The following is a 20,759-nucleotide window of genomic DNA, read 5'->3' on the forward strand; positions in this document are numbered from 1 at the left end:
TGTCCGCCGCAGTGGCAGCATGCGCCCGAACCGGGCCGCAGGGGTGAAACCCTGCGGCCTTTTTCGTTTTACTGCGGGTATGGCACCCAGGAGCCGCCGTTCAGACGAACGTACGGTTTGCCCTGGTACTGAACGACGACGGCGTTGGAGTTTTCCGACACCGCGGCGGTCTGCGGCAGGTTGCCGGTGAAGGCCGACCAGTCGACGCTATCTTCGGTAAAGATTTTGCCGTCTACCGCGCGGGCCACTAGTTCGGAAATCGCCAGGTAACTGCTTGGCTGATTGATATCAATAGCGGCGCCCTGGTGCGGTGCTTTCATGCCAAAGAATTTAATCGCTGCCGGTACGTGAGTAATCGACGGGCTTGGGATATCGCGCAGGCCGGAGACCTGCATTTTATCGCCCTGCAGCGCCGCACCATGCTCCGGCACTACGACAACCATCACACGGCGGCCTGACTTCTCAAGTTCGGTAAAGAAAGCGTCCAGCTCATCAAACAGTTTCTGCGCGCGGGTCTTGTAGTCCGCCGTTTTGCTCTGCCCCTGGAAGTGGTTACCGTCGTGCAGCGGCAGGATGTTATAGAAGGTTGCCGAGCGGCCACCGGCTGGCATATCCGGCGACTGCAGCCAGCGGTCGAGCACCGCCAGATCGTCATATACCGGGGAACCGTCGAAGGAGAGCAGGTTAACCGGGAGCTTGCTTTGATCCATCAGCGGGCTCTGCATGCCGCCATTCTCACGTACTTCTTTGAGGAAATCGCCGAACACGCCGTTATGGTCGAGCATCAGGTGCTGCGTGAAGCCGAGTTTGGACAGGTTATCAAACAGGTAACACTGGTTGCCCGCAGGCTGATACAGATTGGTATGTGACGGTTGACCGCAGCTTGCGCGCAGCAAACGAATCGCTGCCGGGCCGCTGTACGACGTCGCAGAGTTGAAGTTGCTAAAACGAATATCAAAGTGCGACCACAGCGGATGCTGCATCAGACCCGCCGCTTCGATATCGGAGTTAGCCAGCGAACAGATGTTGATAACCAACAGGTCAAACGGCTGTGCATCTTCCGGTAACTGAGCCGGGAAGGTGGTGGTGCGTTTGCTTTCCGACGCGTAGAAGCTGTTTAACCAGGCGTTCAGGTTATCTGACGTTGGTGCAGCGGTTTGCGCGGGAAGGTCGCCGCTTGTCGTCGCGCTGCCTGCCGCTGTGGCGGGTGCCGAGGAGGTTGTGGCGGCGGTCGCGTTGGTTGCTTGCCCGGTTGACCACAGGTTAATGGAAGGGAGCAGCGGGCCGACGTTAACCCATACCATCGCGGCGACCACAAAAACGGTAACGCGAATCCACTGGTTCAAGAACAGCCAGGCGACCACGAGCACGAAGAAGGCGCCAACCATCTGCCAGTTAATAAAGCGGGTAACGAGATCCCAGATGTAATCCGCGCTAAAGCCCGCAATCTGCGAGCCCTGACTCATAATACTCTCCGGGCCTGGTAGCCAGGTATCGTGCCAGAACAGCCCTATACCGAGCGGGATGGCAATCCAGTGGCGCCAGCGGTGCAGTCGGCTATTTGGCAACGGGAAAAGCAGGAATGCCATGAACACCAGGTTCATCATGGGATGGAAGTTGAGGTATCCCGCCCACAGCAGGCCAAATTTGACCAGGAAATAGAGGTTCCAGCCAGAGAGGCCCCGCCAGTAGTGCCAAAGCGGAGAAGGAGTAACGGTGGCGTTTTTCGTCGAATTAGTCATTTTTTGATTTTGCCCTGACGGCCTGATCACGGCGTATCACGCCGACGGGTTTAACAAAGCGCGGTTTTAGAAACATCAGACGGAACGCGTTCTCAATGCGGCGCTGGTGATGACGCGCCAGATAACCCAGCGGGAAAAAGATCAGCGCGCAGAGAATCACGAGTTGAATAATATCGCTTATCGACATCATGACGATGTTCCTTCGGTATCCGTAGACAGGCGGCACGGCTCGGGATAACGGCGCCAGCTGTTATCTTCATAGGTCGCATTAATCACGTTTTTCGGTTTCGGTGAGATACGCAGTGGCTGAGTCCACAGCTCTGGCTTCACGCTACGCATATCAATCAACTCGGCGGAAATCTGTTTATCTTCAAACCACATCATACGGTTAGAGAAAATATCCCCGGTTGGCAGGGGAAAAATATGGTTGAGCGCTTTGTCGAGGTCGTTAACGCGGCAGAAGGGGAGAAACAGCACCAGGCGACGATCGGCGATGGTCACAATATCGCCCATGCGGTGCGGACGGCACAGCGTCAGCGCCTGCTCGACGCGTAACCCCGGCGCTGGTCGGAGCGCCACCATCACACCTTTACTGTCCGCGGGCAGCAGCGTGTTGTTGATGACCTTTTGCACCGCATCGCAGAACACATCCCACTTCTGGTAGCCCTTCAGCTTCAACGGTTCGGTGTTAGCGAGCAGAGTGGCTAAATCTTCCGGTACATGACGGTTAAATTGCTGCGTCTGTACGCTTTCTATCAGGGTCAGGCTACGAGAGAGCGGCGCGCTGGCGGAGATAACGATATTGGCCCCGCAGCTTAACAGCAGGCGCTCATCGGTGGCTCGCAGGCTAGGAGTAGTCTCTCGGACAATAAGTTTTAAAGCACTTCCGCGCTGTCGACGCAGAGTATGAATATATCGGGCAAGCTGCTCGACCTGGCTATTCTGGTTCAGCGAGAATATGACGGTTGCGGCCTGTGCAGTACGTGCAGCATTAAAAACAGCGTCATTGGTATCAAATAAAGTCCAGTGCTCTGAAAGTGCCGGCGCGCCTTCGAGAATATTGATATTACTGAGCACTTCTTTTTCATCGCTGCGCGGCTGGACGTTAGCAACTTCGTCCTGCGCCAGGTGCCAGCCGTGGTCATTTTGTTTAATTAACAGCTGCTGACGGGCGCTTACCCCTTTTTCATTTGACCAGTAAGATATATCCAGTAGTTGACTATCACCCTGGTAACGTAAACTTGCCAGGCCAGAAAGGGCTCGATATTCACCGAGCAAAACGGAGGTTTGAGCGTCGGCATTGTTGCCTGGATTCAGTACCAGAAGCGTACAGCCATAGTATTTAGCCCATTTTTGAGACTTGTTTACCCAATCATGAATTTTATCAGCAGGAATATTTTTCCAGGCGTTATGTGAGCATAACAGGATGACGAAATAATCGTTGGGTTCGAGCGTGCGCAGTAAATCGCGGCGCATAAAGTATAGACTGTCTACGCTATCCTGCATGGTAAACAGTGACACTTTTTTGGGGCCGGAATTTCCCTTTAATTCTATAAGGTTATTTGGGTTTTCACCCATGCAAACCACCGCCACTTTCGCCGCATCTTGCTGCACTGAAAGCGTCTGATTTAGCAAGCTGACGGCATCCTCATGGCGATCGGTATTAACCCACCACACGCCGCCCGCAGGCATATGGCTCACTTCATCCCACAGCGCCTGGATACCAATAGAAAATATGGGGTTCATCGTGTCCCTCTTATCGACGATAATCCTGCGTATAAGTTTACTAGTGTAAACGTCAGAATAAACCTAATATTGAAATTAAATAGCATCAGATTTAGCATGTATACTCTGATTTATTAGCGTTATCGTCAGGCGATAAGTGAGCCAATCCCCTGAAACCTGCATAACTATGTGGTTGAAATGAGTAAAAGCCAAACTACTCATCTGCAATCTGAAGTATGACGAGTATAAACGAATTTCATGGAAAGGTTGCCCTTCGAATGATGGGCGCATTTGTACTTTGATTTCAGAGGGAGCAAAAAAATGTCAGATAATGAACCGGTGACATCAGCTGATTCTCAACTTGGCTACACTTTCCAGAATGATTTTCTCGCACTGAGCCGGGCTTTCTCTCTACCCAATATAGATTACACTGATATTTCCCAGCGTGAAAAATTAGCTGCGGCGTTTAAACGCTGGCCGCTGCTGGCAGAGTTTGCAGAACAAAAAGCCGAACAAAAATAAGGAAGCCATAATGGCTATTCTGGGATTACAGGGCGTTCGCGGTGGCGTGGGTACGACGTCCATCACGGCGGCATTAGCGTGGTCGTTACAGCTGCTCGGGGAATCGGTGTTGGTCATCGATGCTGGCCCTGACAATATGCTGCGTCTGTCGTTTAACGATGAGATCGGACGACAGAGCGGCTGGGCGCGCGCAGTGCTAGACGGTCAGGATTGGCGTGACGCGGGATTACGTTACACTTCACTGATTGATGTGCTGCCGTTTGGTCGCCTCCAGCCGGGTGAGTTGCAAAACGCGGCCGCGTTGGGCGATACGTTATCGGCCATTGCCGATATCGCCGAAACCTTAGAACGCAAAGGACGCTACCAGTGGATCCTGTTGGATCTCCCGCACGGCTTTTATCCCTGGACCGCGCCTCTGGTCGAAGCCAGCCACTTTACGCTGACGATTCTGAAACCGGATGCCAACTGCCACATTCGCCTGCATCAACAGCCACTACCGTCTGATACCCACCTTTTGATCAATGGGTTACGCATGAGCAGCCCGCTGCAGGAAGACCTTTATCAGGTCTGGCTGCAAACTCAGCGTCGCCTTCTGCCGGTAGTCATCCATCTGGATGAAGCGATGGCCGAAAGCCTGGCGAACAAGCAGCCGCTTGGCGAATATCGCCATGATTCCCTTGCTGCCGAAGAGATGATTACGCTCGCCAACTGGTGCCTGATGCACTACGCGGGGCGTCGCCCGGCCGCGGAGCGCGAAGCATGATTCGCCTCGGCAGCTGGATATTCGTCCCGCCGGTCTACGCTCGCCTGCGCGAGCGCTATCTTGGTTATCGGAAGGCGGGATCGTCCTGGCTTTCCGCGACACTGACCTGCCTGTGGGTGGGGCTGGCGTGGCTCTTTCTGCCGTTGGAAAATGCCCGCTGGCAGGCGCTGACTGACCGTCACGACGCACTGTTCCCGCACATTAATTTCTCGCGACCACGCCCACTGGACCCGCTGCGCTTTGCGCTACAGGCGGTCTGGCTCATTGCCACCAAGCCAGCAGAACAACGCAGCGCTCGCCCCTGGCGACCGCTGGCTGGGATCGATCGTCTGCGCGAGCGCTACAACCGCTGGGCCGATGAACTGCCAGGCCGGATGAATGCGCAAACCGGTCATCTTGATGAGAAGAAAGAGCTGGCGCACCTGAATCCAAAGCTGCGTCGCCTGGTCCTTGGCGTAGTGGTCACGCTGTCCTTAATTCTGGCGCTAGTCTGCATTACCCAACCGTTTAACCCGCTCTCGCAGTTTATCTTCTTGCTGCTGCTCTGGGGCGTGGCGCTGCTGGTGCGGCGCATTCCGGGGCGCTTCTCAGCGCTAATGCTTATCGTGCTCTCGCTGACGGTCTCCTGTCGCTACATCTGGTGGCGCTATACCTCAACGCTCAACTGGAACGACCCGGTAAGCCTGGTGTGTGGCCTGATCCTGCTGTTTGCCGAAACCTACGCGTGGATTGTGCTGGTGCTGGGTTACTTCCAGGTAGTCTGGCCCCTGAACCGTCATCCGGTGCCGCTGCCGAAGGACATGAACGAATGGCCTTCGGTCGATATCTTCGTACCGACCTATAACGAAGATTTGAACGTCGTCAAAAACACCGTTTACGCTTCGCTCGGTATCGACTGGCCAAAAGATAAGATTGAAATCTGGATCCTCGATGACGGCGGCCGCGAAGAGTTTAAGCAGTTTGCCAAAGATGTGGGTGTCCACTACATCGCGCGTACATCGCATGAACATGCAAAAGCCGGGAACATCAACAACGCGCTGAAGTATGCCAAAGGCGAGTTCGTGTCGATTTTCGACTGCGACCACGTGCCGACGCGCTCGTTCCTGCAGATGACCATGGGCTGGTTCCTGAAGGATAAGAAGCTGGCGATGATGCAGACGCCGCACCACTTCTTCTCACCTGACCCATTCGAACGTAACCTGGGCCGATTCCGTAAAACGCCAAACGAAGGCACGCTGTTCTACGGGCTGGTGCAGGACGGTAACGACATGTGGGATGCGACCTTCTTCTGCGGTTCGTGCGCTGTGATTCGTCGTAAACCGTTGGATGAAATTGGCGGTATCGCCGTGGAAACTGTGACCGAAGATGCGCACACCTCGCTGCGCCTGCACCGTCGCGGCTACACCTCTGCCTATATGCGCCTGCCGCAGGCGGCGGGGTTGGCGACGGAGAGCCTGTCGGCGCATATCGGCCAGCGTATCCGCTGGGCGCGCGGTATGGTGCAGATCTTCCGTATGGATAACCCGTTGTTTGGTAAAGGGCTGAAGCTACCGCAGCGGCTTTGCTACCTCAACGCCATGTTCCACTTCTTGTCGGGCGTTCCGCGGCTTATCTTCCTCACCGCGCCGTTGGCCTTCCTGCTGCTGCACGCCTATATCATCTACGCCCCGGCGCTGATGATTGCGCTGTTCGTGCTGCCGCACATGATCCACGCCAGCCTGACCAACTCAAAAATTCAGGGCAAATACCGCCACTCCTTCTGGAGTGAAATCTATGAAACGGTGCTCGCGTGGTACATCGCGCCGCCGACGATGGTGGCGCTGTTTAACCCGCACAAAGGCAAATTCAACGTCACCGCTAAGGGTGGCCTGGTGGAAGAGGAGTACGTCGACTGGGTTATCTCCCGCCCGTATATCTTCCTCGTGCTGTTGAACCTGGTGGGTGTGGCGTTTGGTATCTGGCGCTATATGTACGGCCCGGCGGATGAAACCCTCACCGTGTGGATAAGCCTGGTGTGGGTGTTCTATAACCTGATTATCCTCGGCGGCGCGGTGGCGGTGTCGGTGGAAAGTAAACAGGTGCGTCGTTCGCACCGCGTTGAAATCAAAATGCCGGGGGCGATCTCCCGTGAAGACGGGCATCTATTCTCCTGCACGGTACATGACTTCTCTGATGGCGGCGTGGGTATTCATATCAACGGCGACGCTCAGGTGCTGGAAGAGCAGAAGGTCAATCTGCTGCTCAAACGCGGCCAGCAGGAATACGTCTTCCCAACCCAGGTAGTGCGCGTACTGGGCAGTGAAGTGGGGCTCAAGCTGTTGCCGATGAGCACCCGTCAACATATCGATTTTGTACAGTGTACGTTTGCGCGTGCGGATACGTGGGCGCTCTGGCAGGACAGCTTCCCGGAAGATAAACCGCTGGAAAGCCTGATGGATATCCTGAAGCTGGGGTTCCGTGGCTATCGTCACCTGGCCGAGTTTGCGCCACCGGTGGCAAAAGAGATTTTCCGGTCGCTCACCATGCTGGTGGCGTGGGTGGCTTCGTTCATTCCGCGCCGTCCAGAACGTGAGGCGGTAATCGAGCATCCGCTATCGGCTATGGCTCAACAATAATGATGATGAACCGATGAAAAGAAAACTTTCCTGGATTTGTGCAGTGGCGGTGGGCATGGGCAGTTTACTGCCGCTCACGACGCATTCAGAACCGACGACAGAGGTGGCCGTAGCGCCGACTGTTCAGGACAACGCGACGCCGGCTGCTTCTGCCGACGCGGCAACCACGACGCCGGTGGTGGTGGAAGATGCGCCGTCGCGTGACGTGAAGCTTTCTTTTGCCCAGATTGCGCCGCCGCCGGGCAGCATGGTGCTGCGCGGATCTAACCCGGACGGTGGGATTGAGTTTGGCATGCGCAGTGACGAAGTGGTGTCGAAGGCGCTGCTGAACCTGACCTATACGCCGTCACCGTCGCTGTTACCGGTGACCTCTCAGCTGAAGGTCTATCTTAACGACGAGTTGATGGGCGTACTGCCGGTCACCAAAGAGCAACTGGGTAAAAAGGTCTCGACGCAGCTCCCCATCGACCCGCTCTATATCACCGACTTTAACCGCGTGCGCCTTGAGTTTATTGGCCACTACCGCGACGTCTGTGAAAACCCGGCGAACACCACCGTCTGGCTGGACGTGGCGCGCAACAGCTCGCTGGATTTAACCTATCAGTCGCTGAAAGTGCGTAACGATCTGTCGCACTTCCCGGTACCGTTCTTTGACGCTCGCGATAACCGCGCGCTGAACCTGCCTATCGTCTTTGCCGGCTCGCCGGATTTGCCGCAGCAGCAGGCGGCCGCCATTGTGGCTTCGTGGTTTGGCGCTAAGGCGGGTTGGCGTGGGCAGACCTTCCCGGTGATGTTTAATAAGTTGCCGGATCGTAATGCCATCGTCTTTGCCACTAACGATCGTCGCCCGGACTTCCTGCGCGATCATCCGGCGGTGAAGGCACCAACGATCGAAATGATCAACCATCCGAACAACCCGTATATGAAACTGCTGGTGGTGTTTGGTCGTGACGATAACGACCTGCTGAAAGCAGCCCAGGGCATCGCGGCGGGCAACATTCTGTTCCGCGGCGATAGCGTGACGGTGGATGACGTGAAACCGCTGTTGGCCCGCGCGCCGTACGACGCGCCAAACTGGGTGCGTACCGATCGTCCGGTCACCTTCGGCGAGCTGAAAACCTATGAACAGCAGTTGCAGTCTAGCGGGTTGGAACCGGCTTCCATCAACCTGTCGCTGAACCTGCCGCCGGATCTCTATCTGATGCGCAGTACCGGCATCGATATGGACCTCAAGTACCGTTACACCATGCCGCCGGTCAAAGACAGCTCACGGATGGACATCAGCCTGAATGACCAGTTCCTGCAGTCGTTTAACCTCAACAGTACCCAGGATGTGAACAAGCTGATGCTGCGTCTGCCGGTGCTGCAGGGCCTGCTGGACGGTAAAAACGACGTCAGCATTCCGGCGCTGCGTCTGGGCGCAATGAACCAGCTGCGCTTTGATTTCCAGTATATGAACCCGATGCCGGGCGGCTCAGTGGATAACTGCGTGACCTTCCAGCCGGTGCAGAACCACGTAGTGATTGGCGACGACTCGACCATCGACTTCTCGAACTACTATCACTTCCTGCCGATGCCGGATCTGCGCACCTTTGCCAATGCAGGCTTCCCGTTCACCCGTATGGCGGATCTCTCCGACACGGTTATCGTGATGCCAAAACAGCCGTCTGAAGCGCAGGTGAGCACGCTGCTGAACGCCGTTGGCGTGATTGGCGGCCAGACCGGCCTGGCGGGGTCGAAGATGACCATCGCCGATGATGGTAGCAAGATTCAGGACCAGGATGCTGACCTGCTGTTGATTGGCTCTATCCCGCAAAAACTGAAGGACGATAAGCACATCGACCTGCTGGTGGACGCCACCCAGAGCTGGGTGAAAACGCCAATGCGCCATACTGACCTGCCGAGTATCTATCTTGATGAAGATGACCGTCAGGCAGGCGTGCAGACCGGAATTACCTCTTCCGGCCCGATGGCTGCCGTCGTTGGTTTCGAATCGCCATACCACAAACAGCGCAGCGTCGTGGCGCTGCTCGCCGACAGTGCCAGCGGTTATGACCTGCTGAACAACGCGCTGAACGACAGCGGCAAGCGCGCGGCGATGTTTGGCTCAGTATCGGTTATTCGTGAGTCCGGTGTGAGCAGCCTGCGCGTGGGCGACATCTACTATGTCGGCCATCTGCCGTGGTTCGAACGCGTGTGGTTCGCGCTCTCTAACCATCCGGTTCTGCTGGCTATCTTTGCCGCCATCAGCATCGTGCTGCTGGCTTGGGTGCTGTGGCGTCTGCTGCGTATCATCAGCCGTCGTCGTCTGAACCCGGAAGACGAGTAAGCCGTGATGAAGATGCTTCGCTGGATCGTACTGCTGTGTGCCCTGGGCGGTCAGGCGCAGGCCGCCTGTAGCTGGCCTGCCTGGGAGCAGTTCAAGCAGGATTACGTCAGCGCGGAAGGGCGCGTTATCGATCCTGGTGATGCGCGCAAAATTACCACCTCCGAGGGGCAAAGCTACGCGCTGTTCTTTGCCCTCGCCGCGAACGATCGTCAGGCCTTCGCAAGCCTGCTGGGCTGGACGCAGAACAACCTCGCGCAGGGCTCGCTGCGTGAGCATCTTCCCGCCTGGCTATGGGGGAAAAAGAGCGATGACGAGTGGACGGTGCTGGACAGCAACTCCGCCTCTGATTCGGATATCTGGATCGCCTGGACGCTACTGGAAGCCGGTCGCCTGTGGAAAAATGACGATTACACGGCAACGGGTAAAGCGCTGCTGGCGAAAATTGCCGATGGTGAAACAGTGAAAGTTCCCGGTCTGGGGCTGATGCTGTTGCCTGGTCGCGTTGGCTTTGCGGAAGAGACGCGCTGGCGCTTCAATCCAAGCTATCTCCCACCGCAGGTGGCGCAGTATTTCAGTCAATTTGGCGCACCGTGGACCACCCTTCGCGATACCAACCTGAAGTTGCTGCTTGATACCGCGCCGAAAGGTTTCTCGCCGGACTGGGTGAGCTACGACAAAAAGCAGGGCTGGTTGCTGAAAGAGGCCAGCGTGGTGGGCAGTTACGATGCCATTCGCGTCTATTTATGGGTAGGCATGATGCATGACGCCGACCCACAAAAAGCACGACTGCTTAAACGCTTTAACGCGATGGCGGCACAGACCGTGAAGCAGGGCGTTCCCCCGGAAAAAGTGGCGATTGCCACCGGGGCAGTGACCGGCGACGGCCCGGTCGGTTTTTCAGCTTCGCTGATTCCATTCCTACAAAATCGCGATGCGCAGGCCATTCAGCGCCAGCGCGTGGCCGATCATTTTCCCAGCGCGGATGCTTATTACAATTATGTTCTGACCCTCTTTGGTCAGGGCTGGGATCAACACCGTTTTCGCTTCAGCGCCCGCGGCGAATTACTACCTGACTGGGGCCAGGAATGCGCAAGTTCACACTAAGTTTAATCACCCTCTCTCTGGGCCTGACGCTGGTACAGCCGGGCTATGCGGACACCTCGGCAGAAGAACAGCTGCTCAACCAGGTGCGTCTTGGAGAAGCCAGCAAACGGGATGATTTGGTGCAGCAGTCGCTGTATCGGCTGGAGCTGATTAATCCCAACAATCCACAGGTACTGGCGGCGCGTCTGCGCTATCTGCTGCGTCAGGGTGACACCGCCGGAGCGCAAAAGCAGCTGCAAAAGCTGGCGCAGGTGGCACCCAATTCAACGGAATATAACGCCTCTCGCATTGAGATTGGCCTGAACACCGACGCCGGACGTCAGGCGCTGCAACAGGCGCGACTGCTGGCCACCACCGGGCACGTCCCGGAAGCGCTGGCCGACTACGAAAAAGCCTTCAACGGCCCGCCGCCGGACGGCGACTACGCGGTAGAGTACTGGAGTGCGGTAGCGAAAATCCCCGCCCGACGCGATGAAGCGGTTAAACACCTGCAAACGCTGAACAAGCAGAACCCTGGCAACGTTGGCCTGCAGATGACGCTTGCCAATATGCTGCTCGCGGCGAATCAGCGCGATGAGGCGTTTAACGTGCTGGAGCAAATGGCGAAATCGGCGGGCGGGCGTGGCCCGGCGAGCGATCTGTGGTTTAAAGCTATCAAAGACCAGCCAGCCAGCCCTTCCAGCGTACAGGCGTTGCAGCGCTATCTGATGATTTTCAACAGCGGTGAATCGGCTGACAGCGCCCGTGCGATGCTGGCAGACCAGCAAAAACAGATGGCGGATCCGGTTCTGCGCGCCAAAGCGGTAGAACAGGAAAAAGTGGCGCAGGCAGCCGATAACACGCCGCAGACCTGGCAACTCTACTGGCCGTTGATCCGCAAAGGCGACGCGGCGCTGAAGGCTAATAATCTGGCGCAGGCAGAGAGCTTCTACCAGCAGGCGCGCAAACTTGATGGCACCGACAGCTATGCGGTGCTGGGGCTCGGCGATGTGGCAATGGCGCGTAAAGATAGCGCCTCAGCGGAGCGTTTCTACCAGCAGGCGCTGCGCCTCGATCGTGGCAATAGCAGCGCGGTGCGCGGTCTGGCAAATATCTACCGCGCCGAGTCGCCGGAGAAAGCCACCGCCTTTATCAACAGTCTGTCTGCCAGCCAGCGTCGCAGCATTGACGATATTGAACGTAGCCTGACCAACGACCGACTCTCCCAGCAGGCAGAAGCGCTGGAGAATAAGGGCAATTGGGCGCAGGCAGCGGAAGTTCAACGTCGTCGACTGGCGCTCTCGCCGGACGATGTGTGGATAACCTATCGCCTCTCCCGTGACCTGGTCAGCGCCGGGCAGCGAGGCGAAGCCGACAACCTGATGCTCAATCTGGCGCGTAAAAAGCCGACCGATGCCGACCAGGTTTACGCCAACGGACTCTATCTTTCCGGTAACGGTCAGGATCAGGCGGCGCTGACACACCTGGCCGCACTGCCGACAGCGCAGTGGACCGATAATATTCGCGAACTGGACCAGCGTCTGCGCAGCGATCAGCTGATTGCTCAGGCCAACCGCCTGCGTGATAGCGGGCAGGAAGCGCAGGCAATTGCGCTACTGAAACAGCAGCCGGAATCCTCTCGTATTCATTCGACGCTTGCCGACTGGGCGCAGCAGCGGGGCGATAATGTCACGGCGCTGGCTGAATACAATGCCGTGCTGGCAAAAGACCCGCATGACGAAGACGCCCATCTGGGCATGGCGGAAGTGTATGCCGCTGACGGCAACGCGCTGGCAGCACGCCAGCAGCTGGCACAGTTGCCTGCCGAAGGCCAACGTTCGCTCAATACTCAGCGGCGTATTGCGCTGGTTAGCGCCAGACTGGGTGATACGGCGGCGGCGCAGCAAATGATGACCGCCCTGATCCCTCAGGCCAAAGCCCAGCCGCCGTCTATGGATACGGCGATGGTACTGCGCGATGCCGCGCGCTATCAGGCGCAGGACGGTAACCCGAAACAGGCGCTGGAGACCTACAAAGACGCGATGGTCGCTACGCAGATTACCCCAACGCGTCCAGCGGATAACGACACCTTTACCCGCCTGACGCGCAATGACGAAAAAGATGACTGGCTCAAGCGCGGCGTGCGCAGCGACGCGGCGGATCTCTACCGCCAGCAGGATCTGAACGTCACCTTGCAGCATGACTACTGGGGCTCCAGCGGTACGGGCGGTTATTCCGACCTGAAAGCGCATACCACCATGTTCCAGGTCGATGCGCCGCTGGCCGACGGTCGGATGTTCTTCCGCTCGGATCTGGTCAACATGGATGCGGGGAGTTTCTCCACCGATCAAAATGATCAGTATAAGAAACAGTGGGGTACCTGTGATTTATCCCCCTGTAAGGGGTCAACGCACCAAAGCGACAGCGGTGCTAGCGTAGCCATTGGCTGGAAAAATGACACCTGGAACGCGGATATCGGCACCACCCCGATGGGCTTTAACGTGGTGGATGTGGTTGGTGGGCTGAGCTATAGCAGCGATGTCGGTCCGCTGGGCTATACGGTTAATGCACACCGTCGTCCGATCTCCAGTTCGTTACTGGCATTTGGTGGGCAGAAAGATAATGACAAGGATGCGCACACAGGCACGACCTGGGGTGGCGTCCGCGCTAACGGCGGCGGTATTAGCCTGAGCTACGACAAAGGTGAAGCCAATGGCGTATGGGCTTCACTCGGTGGCGACCAGCTGTCGGGTAAAAACGTAGACGACAACTGGCGCGTACGCTGGATGACCGGGTATTACTACAAGGTTATTAACGAGAATAACCGCCGGGTGACCGTCGGGCTAAATAACATGATTTGGCACTACCAGAGGGATCTGAGCGGCTATACCCTCGGTCAGGGCGGCTATTACAGTCCGCAGGAATATGTATCGTTTGCCGTGCCGGTTAACTGGCGTGAACGTACGGAAAACTGGTCCTGGGAGCTGGGTGGTTCGGTCTCCTGGTCGCATTCGCGCACCAGTACGGAGCCGCGCTATCCGCTGATGAACCTGATTCCACAAACCTGGAAGAAAAAGGCCCACGAGGATGTAAACCACGGGGGAAGCAGCCAGGGCTTTGGTTATACCGCACGGGCGATTATCGAACGGCGCGTCAGTTCCAACTGGTTCGTGGGGGCGGGCGTCGATATCCAGCAGGCGAAGGATTACACCCCAAGCCACGCGCTGCTCTACGTTCGTTATTCCGCCGCTGGCTGGCAGGGCGACCTCGACATGCCGCCGCAGCCGCTCACACCATACGCAGACTGGTAATTTCACCGCTCCGAATATAGGTATTCGTCTTATATAACCCGGCACCCTGCCGGGTTATAATTATCGCGGCAGAGTCCCTTTTGACTTTGCCGCCAGCCTCGTTATTCTCAATGCCTGAGCAATACGTTCGTATTAGTGGAGAGCTCTTTTGCGCGTTAGCCGTTCCCTTACAATAAAACAAATGGCCATGGTTGCAGTTGTTACCATGCTGTTTTTATTTGTCTTTTGCTTCATTTTACTGTTCCACTTTGTACAGCAGGATCGCTATAACACTGGGGCGCAATTAGAGAGCATTGCCCGCTCGGTTCGTCAGCCGTTGTCGGCTGCCATCCTCAAAGCCGATATTCCCGAGGCCGAGGCCATTCTTGGACGCATTCAACCCGCCGGCATTGTCAGCCGGGCGGATGTCGTGCTGCCTAATCAGTTTCAGGCGCTACGCATGAGTTTTATTCCGGAACGTCCGGTTCCGGTCAATATCACGCGTATTTTTGAACTCCCGGTACAGATTTCACTGCCGCTCTATTCGCTGGAACGGCCTGCTAACCCGCAGCCGCTGGCCTACCTGGTGCTGCAGGCTGACCCTTATCGTATGTATAAGTTCGTGATGAGCGCGCTGGCAACGATAGTGACCGCTTACTTTTTGCTCGTTTTAATGCTGACCGTCGCGCTGACCTGGTGTATCAACCGGCTGGTTGTCAGGCCGCTGCGCAGCATTGCCTATGAAATTCACGACCTGCCGGGGGCGGATCGCATTGGGCATCAGCTCTCCTTGCCGCGCCTGCATCACGACGATGAAATCGGTACGCTGGTGCGCAGTTACAACCGCAATCAGCAGGCGCTACTACGTCAATATGACGAACTGAGCAATCAGTCGACCCGTTTCCCGGTCTCTGACCTGCCTAACAAAGCCTTCCTGTTAGGGCTGCTCGAACAGAGCCTGGTGCGCAAAACGCCGGTGGCGCTGCTGACGATTGCCTGCGAAACCTTGCAGGACACCGCCGGCGTACTGAAAGAAGAGCAGCGTGAAATGCTGCTGCTGACGCTGGCAGAGAAGATTAAGCAGGTGATCTCGCCGCGCATGGTGCTGGCGCAGATCAGTGGCTACGACTTCGCGATTCTGGCCTATGACGTCAAAGAGCCGTGGCATGCCATTACATTAGGTCAGCAAGTACTCACTATCATTAATGAACGTCTGCCGCTGCAGGGCATTCAGCTGCGTCCGAGCGCCAGCGTGGGTATTGCGATGTATAACGACGGGTTAACGGCGGAGCAGTTCTATCGCCGTTCGCTCTCGGCGGCGTTTACCGCACGGCGGAAAGGGAAAAACCAGATTGAGTTTTTCGACCCGGAGCAGATGGTAAAAGCGCAAAAGCGCCTGACCGAAGAGAGCGATATTCTGACCGCACTGGACAACGAGCAGTTCTCCGTCTGGCTCCAGCCGCAGGTGGAAACCAGCACCGGCAAGGTGTGCAGCGCGGAAGTGCTGCTGCGCCAGCGCCAGCCGGACGGTAGCTGGGCGCTGCCGAACGATCTGATCGACAGTATTGAATCCTGCGGCCTGATGGTGACCGTGGGGCACTGGGTGCTGGAAGAGTCGTGCCGACAGCTTGCCGCCTGGCAGTCGCGCGGCATTATGCTGCCGCTGTCGGTGAATATCTCGGCGCTGCAGCTTCTGCATCACGACATGGTGTCGGATATGCTGGCCCTGCTCAACCGCTACCGCATTGCGCCGGGTACGCTGGTTCTGGAAGTGACAGAGAGCCGACGCATTGATGACCCGAAAGCCGCCGTCGCCATTTTACGGCCGCTGCGCAACGCCGGTGTGCGCATTGCGCTGGATGATTTTGGTATGGGTTACGCGGGGTTGCGCCAGCTACAGCATATGAAATCTGTGCCGGTGGATATTCTGAAGATCGACAAAATCTTTATCGACAGCCTGCCGGAAGACACCAGCATGGTGGCGGCCATCATTCAGCTTGGGCGCAGCCTGGACCTGAAAATGGTTGCTGAAGGTGTTGAAAATAAAGAGCAATATGCATGGCTACGGGCGGCGAATGTCGATATTTTGCAGGGCTTCCTGTTTGCCCGCGCGGTACCGATGGAGACTTTTGAGCAGGATTATCTCGGTAAGGACAAATCACTGCTACCGGGAGATCGGAGTTAGCGATTGTGCGTGTCAGCTCAAAGTTTTAACAATTAAGTATCAAATTAACGTACATATATTTCGATAATGTTTCTTGGATGTTATTTTGTGCCAACAGGTAAAAATAATCCCTACATTTCCTGTGGCTATAGCTTAAGGACATCCTATGAAAACCTCTTTCTTCAAAAGCCTCTATTTCCAGGTGTTGACGGCGATAGTGATCGGTGTGCTACTCGGTCACTATTACCCGGAATTAGGCGCGCAAATGAAACCGCTCGGCGATGCCTTCGTCAAACTGATTAAAATGGTTATCGCGCCGGTTATTTTTTGTACGGTAGTGACCGGCATCGCCGGTATGGAAAGCATGAAAGCCGTGGGGCGTACCGGTGCCGTGGCGCTGCTCTACTTTGAAGTGGTCAGCACCCTCGCGCTGATTATCGGCCTGGTGATTGTGAACGTGGTGCAACCCGGTGCGGGGATGAACGTTGACCCGGCAACGCTGGATGCGAAAGCGGTAGCGATGTACGCCGAGCAGGCAAAAGATCAGGGGATTATCGCCTTCCTGATGGATATCATTCCTTCCAGCGTGATCGGTGCCTTTGCCAGCGGCAACATCCTGCAGGTGCTGCTGTTTGCGGTGATGTTTGGCTTTGCGCTGCACCGCCTGGGCAGCAAGGGTCAGCTGATTTTCAACGTTATTGAAAGCTTCTCGCAGGTTATCTTCGGCATCATCAACATGATCATGCGCCTGGCGCCGATTGGTGCGTTCGGGGCAATGGCCTTTACTATCGGCAAATACGGCGTGGGTACACTGGTGCAGTTGGGCCAGCTTATCATCTGCTTCTACATCACCTGTATCCTGTTTGTGGTGGTGGTGCTGGGTACGATTGCGCGTGCGACCGGGTTCAGCATTTTCAAATTTATCCGCTATATCCGCGAAGAGCTGTTGATTGTGCTGGGGACCTCCTCTTCCGAATCCGCGCTGCCGCGTATGCTCGACAAGATGGAAAAGCTGGGCTGCCGGAAGTCGGTGGTGGGGCTGGTTATCCCGACCGGCTACTCGTTTAACCTCGACGGCACCTCGATTTATCTGACGATGGCGGCGGTGTTTATCGCTCAGGCGACCAACAGCCATATGGATATCTTCCATCAGGTGACGCTGCTGGTGGTGCTGCTGCTCTCCTCGAAAGGGGCCGCAGGCGTGACCGGTAGTGGCTTTATCGTCCTGGCGGCAACCATCTCGGCGGTGGGACATCTGCCGGTTGCTGGTCTGGCGCTGATTCTGGGGATCGACCGGTTTATGTCGGAAGCGCGTGCGCTGACTAACCTTATCGGTAACGGCGTGGCGACCATTGTCGTGGCGAAACGAGTGAAACAACTGGACGCTAAACAGCTGGACGATGTGCTCAATAACCGTCCGACGGCGAAAGAACCGCACGAATTATCCTCTTAATCACCTCACTTAAGCCCGTACTCCCTTGCTGGAGTGCGGGCTCCTGCGCATAATTAGGCGGCGTCATTATTTGGCTGCTATAGTCCGAATTTTATTTTCCTTAGCCATGTGACGTTTTTGCGATTGTGTGGTCTAACTGACGTATTTACTTCATTATTTTAGGCAATCGCCCGCGGCGGTTGTCTTTTATACCCTAAAGCCTCCGCGCCCGCGCCCGGAGGCCGGTGGGGATAACCAGGAACGTTCATCAGGGGTTCACATGCAGGGCACAACAATTCGACTTTTAGCCGGTGGTTTGCTGATGATGGCAGCAGCCAGCTATGTGCAGGCAGAAGCGCTCCAGCCGGACCCGGCCTGGCAACAAGGCACGTTGTCTAATGGCTTTCAGTGGCAAGTGCTTGCCACTCCGCAGCGCCCGAGCGACCGTGTAGAAATCCGGCTCTCGATTGATATTGGTTCACTGAACGAAAGCGCCCAACAAACGGGTTATAGCCACCTTATTCCTCGAATCGCCCTAACCCAGAACGGCGGTCTACAAACGATGCAGGCTCGCTCAATGTGGCAGCAGAGCATTGACCCGAAGCGCCCGCTGCCGCCGGCGATTGTCTCTTATGACTACACCCGCTTTAACCTGAGTCTGCCGAACAACCGCAACGATCTGCAGAAAGAGGCGCTGAACTGGCTCGCGACCTCAATTGGCAAACTGAGCATTACGCCGGACACCGTCAGCTACGCGCTGGGCGTGCAGGATATGGTGGCAACCTGGCCGCAGGATACCAAAGAGGGCTGGTGGCGCTATCGCCTGAAGGGTTCCACCATGCTGGGTCACGATCCGGCTGAGCCGCTGAAACTGCCGGTGGATGCTAAACACGTCGCCGAGTTCTATCAGAAATGGTACACCCCGGATGCGATGACGCTGATTATCGTCGGCAACGTCGATAGCCGTGCCACCATTGAGCAAATCAGCAAAACCTTCGGTGGGCTGAAGGGGAAACGTGAAACGCCTGCGGCGGTGCCAACGCTGTCGCCGCTTCCCCCGGAAACGGTAAGCATCATGACCAACGCGGTGCGGCAGGATCGTCTCTCTATTATGTGGGACACGCCATGGCAGCCGATTCGTGAGTCTTCGGCGCTGCAGCGCTACTGGCGCGCCGACCTGGCGCGTGAAGCGCTGTTCTGGCATATCCAGCAGAAACTGAGCCGCACCAACATGAAGGATATCGGCCTGGGCTTTGACTGCCGGGTGTTGTATCTGCGCGCCCAGTGCGGCATCAATCTGGAATCACCGGGCGAGAAGCTGGAAAGCAACCTGGGGCTGGTTGCCCGCGAGCTGGCGGCCATTCGTGAAAAGGGTCTGCCGGAAGATGAGTTTGATTCGCTGATTGCGCAGAAGAAGCTGGAGCTGCAAAAACTGTTCGCCACCTACGCGCGGATGGATACCGATATGCTGATTAGCCAGCGCATGCGTTCGTTGCAGAACCAGGTGGTGGATATCGCGCCGGAACAGTATCAGAAGCTGCGTCAGAGCTTCCTCGAGTCTCTGACGCCGGACATGCTCAACCAGGATCTGCGTCAGCAGCTTTCGCAGGATATGGCGCTCGTCCTCCAGCAGCCAACCGGTGAGCCGGAGTTCAATATGAAGGATCTGCAGGAGGTGTGGGGCAAGATTATGCTGGCACCGACGGCAGAAGCCGCCACGGCGACGGAAGAGAGTCATCAGGATGTGACGGATATTCCTCCGGCGCAGTAGCGTGGTTTCCCCGCTCACCCTAACCCTCTCCCAGAGGGGCGGGAACCGCTTGGTTTTCTCCCTCGCCCCTATGGGGAGAGGGCCGGGGTGAGGGGGAAACCCAGCACCTAACGTGCAGACGAAAAAAAACCTCTCCCAGCTGGAAGAGGTTTTTTTATACCCGCGAAACCTTACGCAGGCATCGCGTCGCGGGGAATAATCGCCCCACGGTGCTGAATCACGGTGCTTGCCGTCTGGTGACCGCGCTTCGCTGCTGCTGCCGCGTCGCCGCCGGTTAAGCGGACGGACAGGTAGCCGGCGCTGAAGGAGTCACCCGCTGCGGTGGTATCCACCACTTTCTCTTTTGGCAACTTAACCGCCGGTACGTCAACCAGCGCTTCGCCGGTAATCGCCACCAGGCAAGAGTCGGCGCCGCGCTTCACTACCACTTCACTCACGCCAGCGGCCTGAGTGCGAGCAATAACCTCTTCGACCGGCTTCTCGCCCCACAGCGCGTCTTCATCGTCCAGCGTCAGGAAGGCAATGTCGGTGCACTGCAGCATCTGCTGATAAACCTGCTGAGTTTCTGCTTTGCTGGCCCACAGGCGCGGACGGTAGTTGTTGTCAAAGATGACTTTACCGCCGTTCGCGCGACACTGTTTCAGCAGCGCAATCAGCTTCTCACGGCTGGCCGGGCTGAGGATAGCAAGGCTAATGCCGCTCAGGTAGAGGTAGTCAAAACCTGCCAGCTGTTCGCAGATAGCGGCAGACTGCTCGCTCTCCAGCCAGAACTTCGCAGCGGCTTCGTTACGCCAGTAGTAGAAGGTACGCTCGCCGGTCTCATCGGTTTCGATGTAGTACAGGCCTGGCATACGGTCGCTCATGCGCTGAATCAGGTCGGTGTTGACGTTCTCTGCCTGCCAGGCGTCCATCATTTGCTGGCTGAAGGTGTCAGTGCCGAGTGCGGTGACGTAGTTGACGCTGAGTTCAGCAGGAGAGACCTGGCGAGCAATATAGACGGACGTATTTAAGGTGTCGCCGCCAAAGCCGCGGTTAACTTGTGCGCCCTTCTCGGACAGCTCAATCATGCATTCGCCAATCACGGCAATTTTTTTGGACATAGTCATCAACCTGATTCGGTAAATTTTTCGTAGTGTGCGCTGTGGCTATTCGTTGGTCAACCATATTAAAACAACGTTCCATTATTTTTTTTGAGCTAGCGCGTGTTACGGCCGATTTATCCTCTTTAGTGAAAATAAAATGGCTCAAACTGAACATAAAGTTCTCACTTGCCCCGCCGATAACTTTATCACTAGACCCTCTGACCCTCTCTTCACAGGAAGC

Annotated in this window: 13 protein-coding genes; 9 read left to right on the forward strand and 4 right to left on the reverse strand. The window is 56.5% G+C overall.

Features of this window, described 5'->3' with window-relative positions; genetic code table 11:
- Window positions 1-68 precede the first annotated feature (68 nt).
- From bcsG to bcsE, 3 genes are read right to left on the reverse strand one after another with little or no spacing between them, the layout of a single operon-like run.
- Window positions 69-1,742, reverse strand: coding sequence for a cellulose biosynthesis protein BcsG (bcsG, locus tag V6940_RS08050; RefSeq protein ID WP_333495494.1), 1,674 nt, complete (start codon window positions 1,740-1,742; stop codon window positions 69-71).
- Entirely contained in the window at window positions 1,735-1,932 is a 198-nt protein-coding gene (gene bcsF, locus V6940_RS08055) for a cellulose biosynthesis protein BcsF (RefSeq protein ID WP_185667419.1), read from the reverse strand. Before bcsF ends, bcsG begins: the two co-directional genes overlap by 8 nt.
- A complete protein-coding gene (gene bcsE, locus V6940_RS08060; RefSeq protein ID WP_333495495.1) occupies window positions 1,929-3,488 on the reverse strand; it encodes a cellulose biosynthesis protein BcsE in 1,560 nt (519 codons plus the stop codon). The genes bcsF and bcsE overlap by 4 nt, the downstream gene beginning before the upstream one ends.
- Window positions 3,489-3,788: 300 nt before the next feature.
- Between bcsE and bcsR the strand changes: the two genes are divergently transcribed.
- The 9 genes from bcsR to V6940_RS08105 all read left to right on the forward strand — a co-directional run bounded on the left by bcsR (window position 3,789) and on the right by V6940_RS08105 (window position 19,436).
- On the forward strand, window positions 3,789-3,989 hold the full coding sequence (gene bcsR / locus V6940_RS08065; RefSeq protein WP_185667417.1) for a cellulose biosynthesis protein BcsR: 201 nt from the start codon (window positions 3,789-3,791) through the stop codon (window positions 3,987-3,989).
- A gap of 10 nt (window positions 3,990-3,999) precedes the next feature.
- On the forward strand, window positions 4,000-4,752 hold the full coding sequence (gene bcsQ / locus V6940_RS08070) for a cellulose biosynthesis protein BcsQ (RefSeq protein WP_333495496.1): 753 nt from the start codon (window positions 4,000-4,002) through the stop codon (window positions 4,750-4,752).
- Window positions 4,749-7,367 carry a UDP-forming cellulose synthase catalytic subunit gene (gene bcsA / locus V6940_RS08075; RefSeq protein ID WP_333495497.1) on the forward strand — a complete coding sequence of 873 codons (2,619 nt, stop codon included), beginning with the start codon at window positions 4,749-4,751 and terminating at the stop codon, window positions 7,365-7,367. The genes bcsQ and bcsA overlap by 4 nt, the downstream gene beginning before the upstream one ends.
- A gap of 13 nt (window positions 7,368-7,380) precedes the next feature.
- On the forward strand, window positions 7,381-9,696 hold the full coding sequence (gene bcsB, locus V6940_RS08080; protein ID WP_333495498.1) for a cellulose biosynthesis cyclic di-GMP-binding regulatory protein BcsB: 2,316 nt from the start codon (window positions 7,381-7,383) through the stop codon (window positions 9,694-9,696).
- A gap of 3 nt (window positions 9,697-9,699) precedes the next feature.
- Window positions 9,700-10,800 carry a cellulose synthase complex periplasmic endoglucanase BcsZ gene (gene bcsZ / locus V6940_RS08085; protein ID WP_333495499.1) on the forward strand — a complete coding sequence of 367 codons (1,101 nt, stop codon included), beginning with the start codon at window positions 9,700-9,702 and terminating at the stop codon, window positions 10,798-10,800.
- Complete coding sequence (gene bcsC / locus V6940_RS08090) at window positions 10,782-14,090, forward strand: cellulose synthase complex outer membrane protein BcsC (RefSeq protein ID WP_333495500.1); 3,309 nt, start codon at window positions 10,782-10,784, stop codon at window positions 14,088-14,090. The genes bcsZ and bcsC overlap by 19 nt, the downstream gene beginning before the upstream one ends.
- A gap of 148 nt (window positions 14,091-14,238) precedes the next feature.
- Window positions 14,239-16,254, forward strand: coding sequence for a biofilm formation regulator HmsP (gene hmsP, locus V6940_RS08095; protein ID WP_333495501.1), 2,016 nt, complete (start codon window positions 14,239-14,241; stop codon window positions 16,252-16,254).
- A gap of 145 nt (window positions 16,255-16,399) precedes the next feature.
- Entirely contained in the window at window positions 16,400-17,686 is a 1,287-nt protein-coding gene (locus V6940_RS08100) for a dicarboxylate/amino acid:cation symporter (protein ID WP_185667410.1), read from the forward strand.
- Between the two features lie 259 nt (window positions 17,687-17,945).
- Window positions 17,946-19,436 carry a M16 family metallopeptidase gene (locus tag V6940_RS08105; protein WP_333495502.1) on the forward strand — a complete coding sequence of 497 codons (1,491 nt, stop codon included), beginning with the start codon at window positions 17,946-17,948 and terminating at the stop codon, window positions 19,434-19,436.
- Between the two features lie 170 nt (window positions 19,437-19,606).
- On the opposite strand, the gene V6940_RS08110 is transcribed toward V6940_RS08105, so the two are convergent.
- Entirely contained in the window at window positions 19,607-20,536 is a 930-nt protein-coding gene (locus tag V6940_RS08110; RefSeq protein WP_333495503.1) for a sugar kinase, read from the reverse strand.
- Between the last annotated feature and the right edge of the window lie 223 nt (window positions 20,537-20,759).

This window comes from Kluyvera sp. CHPC 1.251, assembly GCF_036759945.1.
Taxonomy (GTDB): domain Bacteria; phylum Pseudomonadota; class Gammaproteobacteria; order Enterobacterales; family Enterobacteriaceae; genus Kluyvera; species Kluyvera sichuanensis.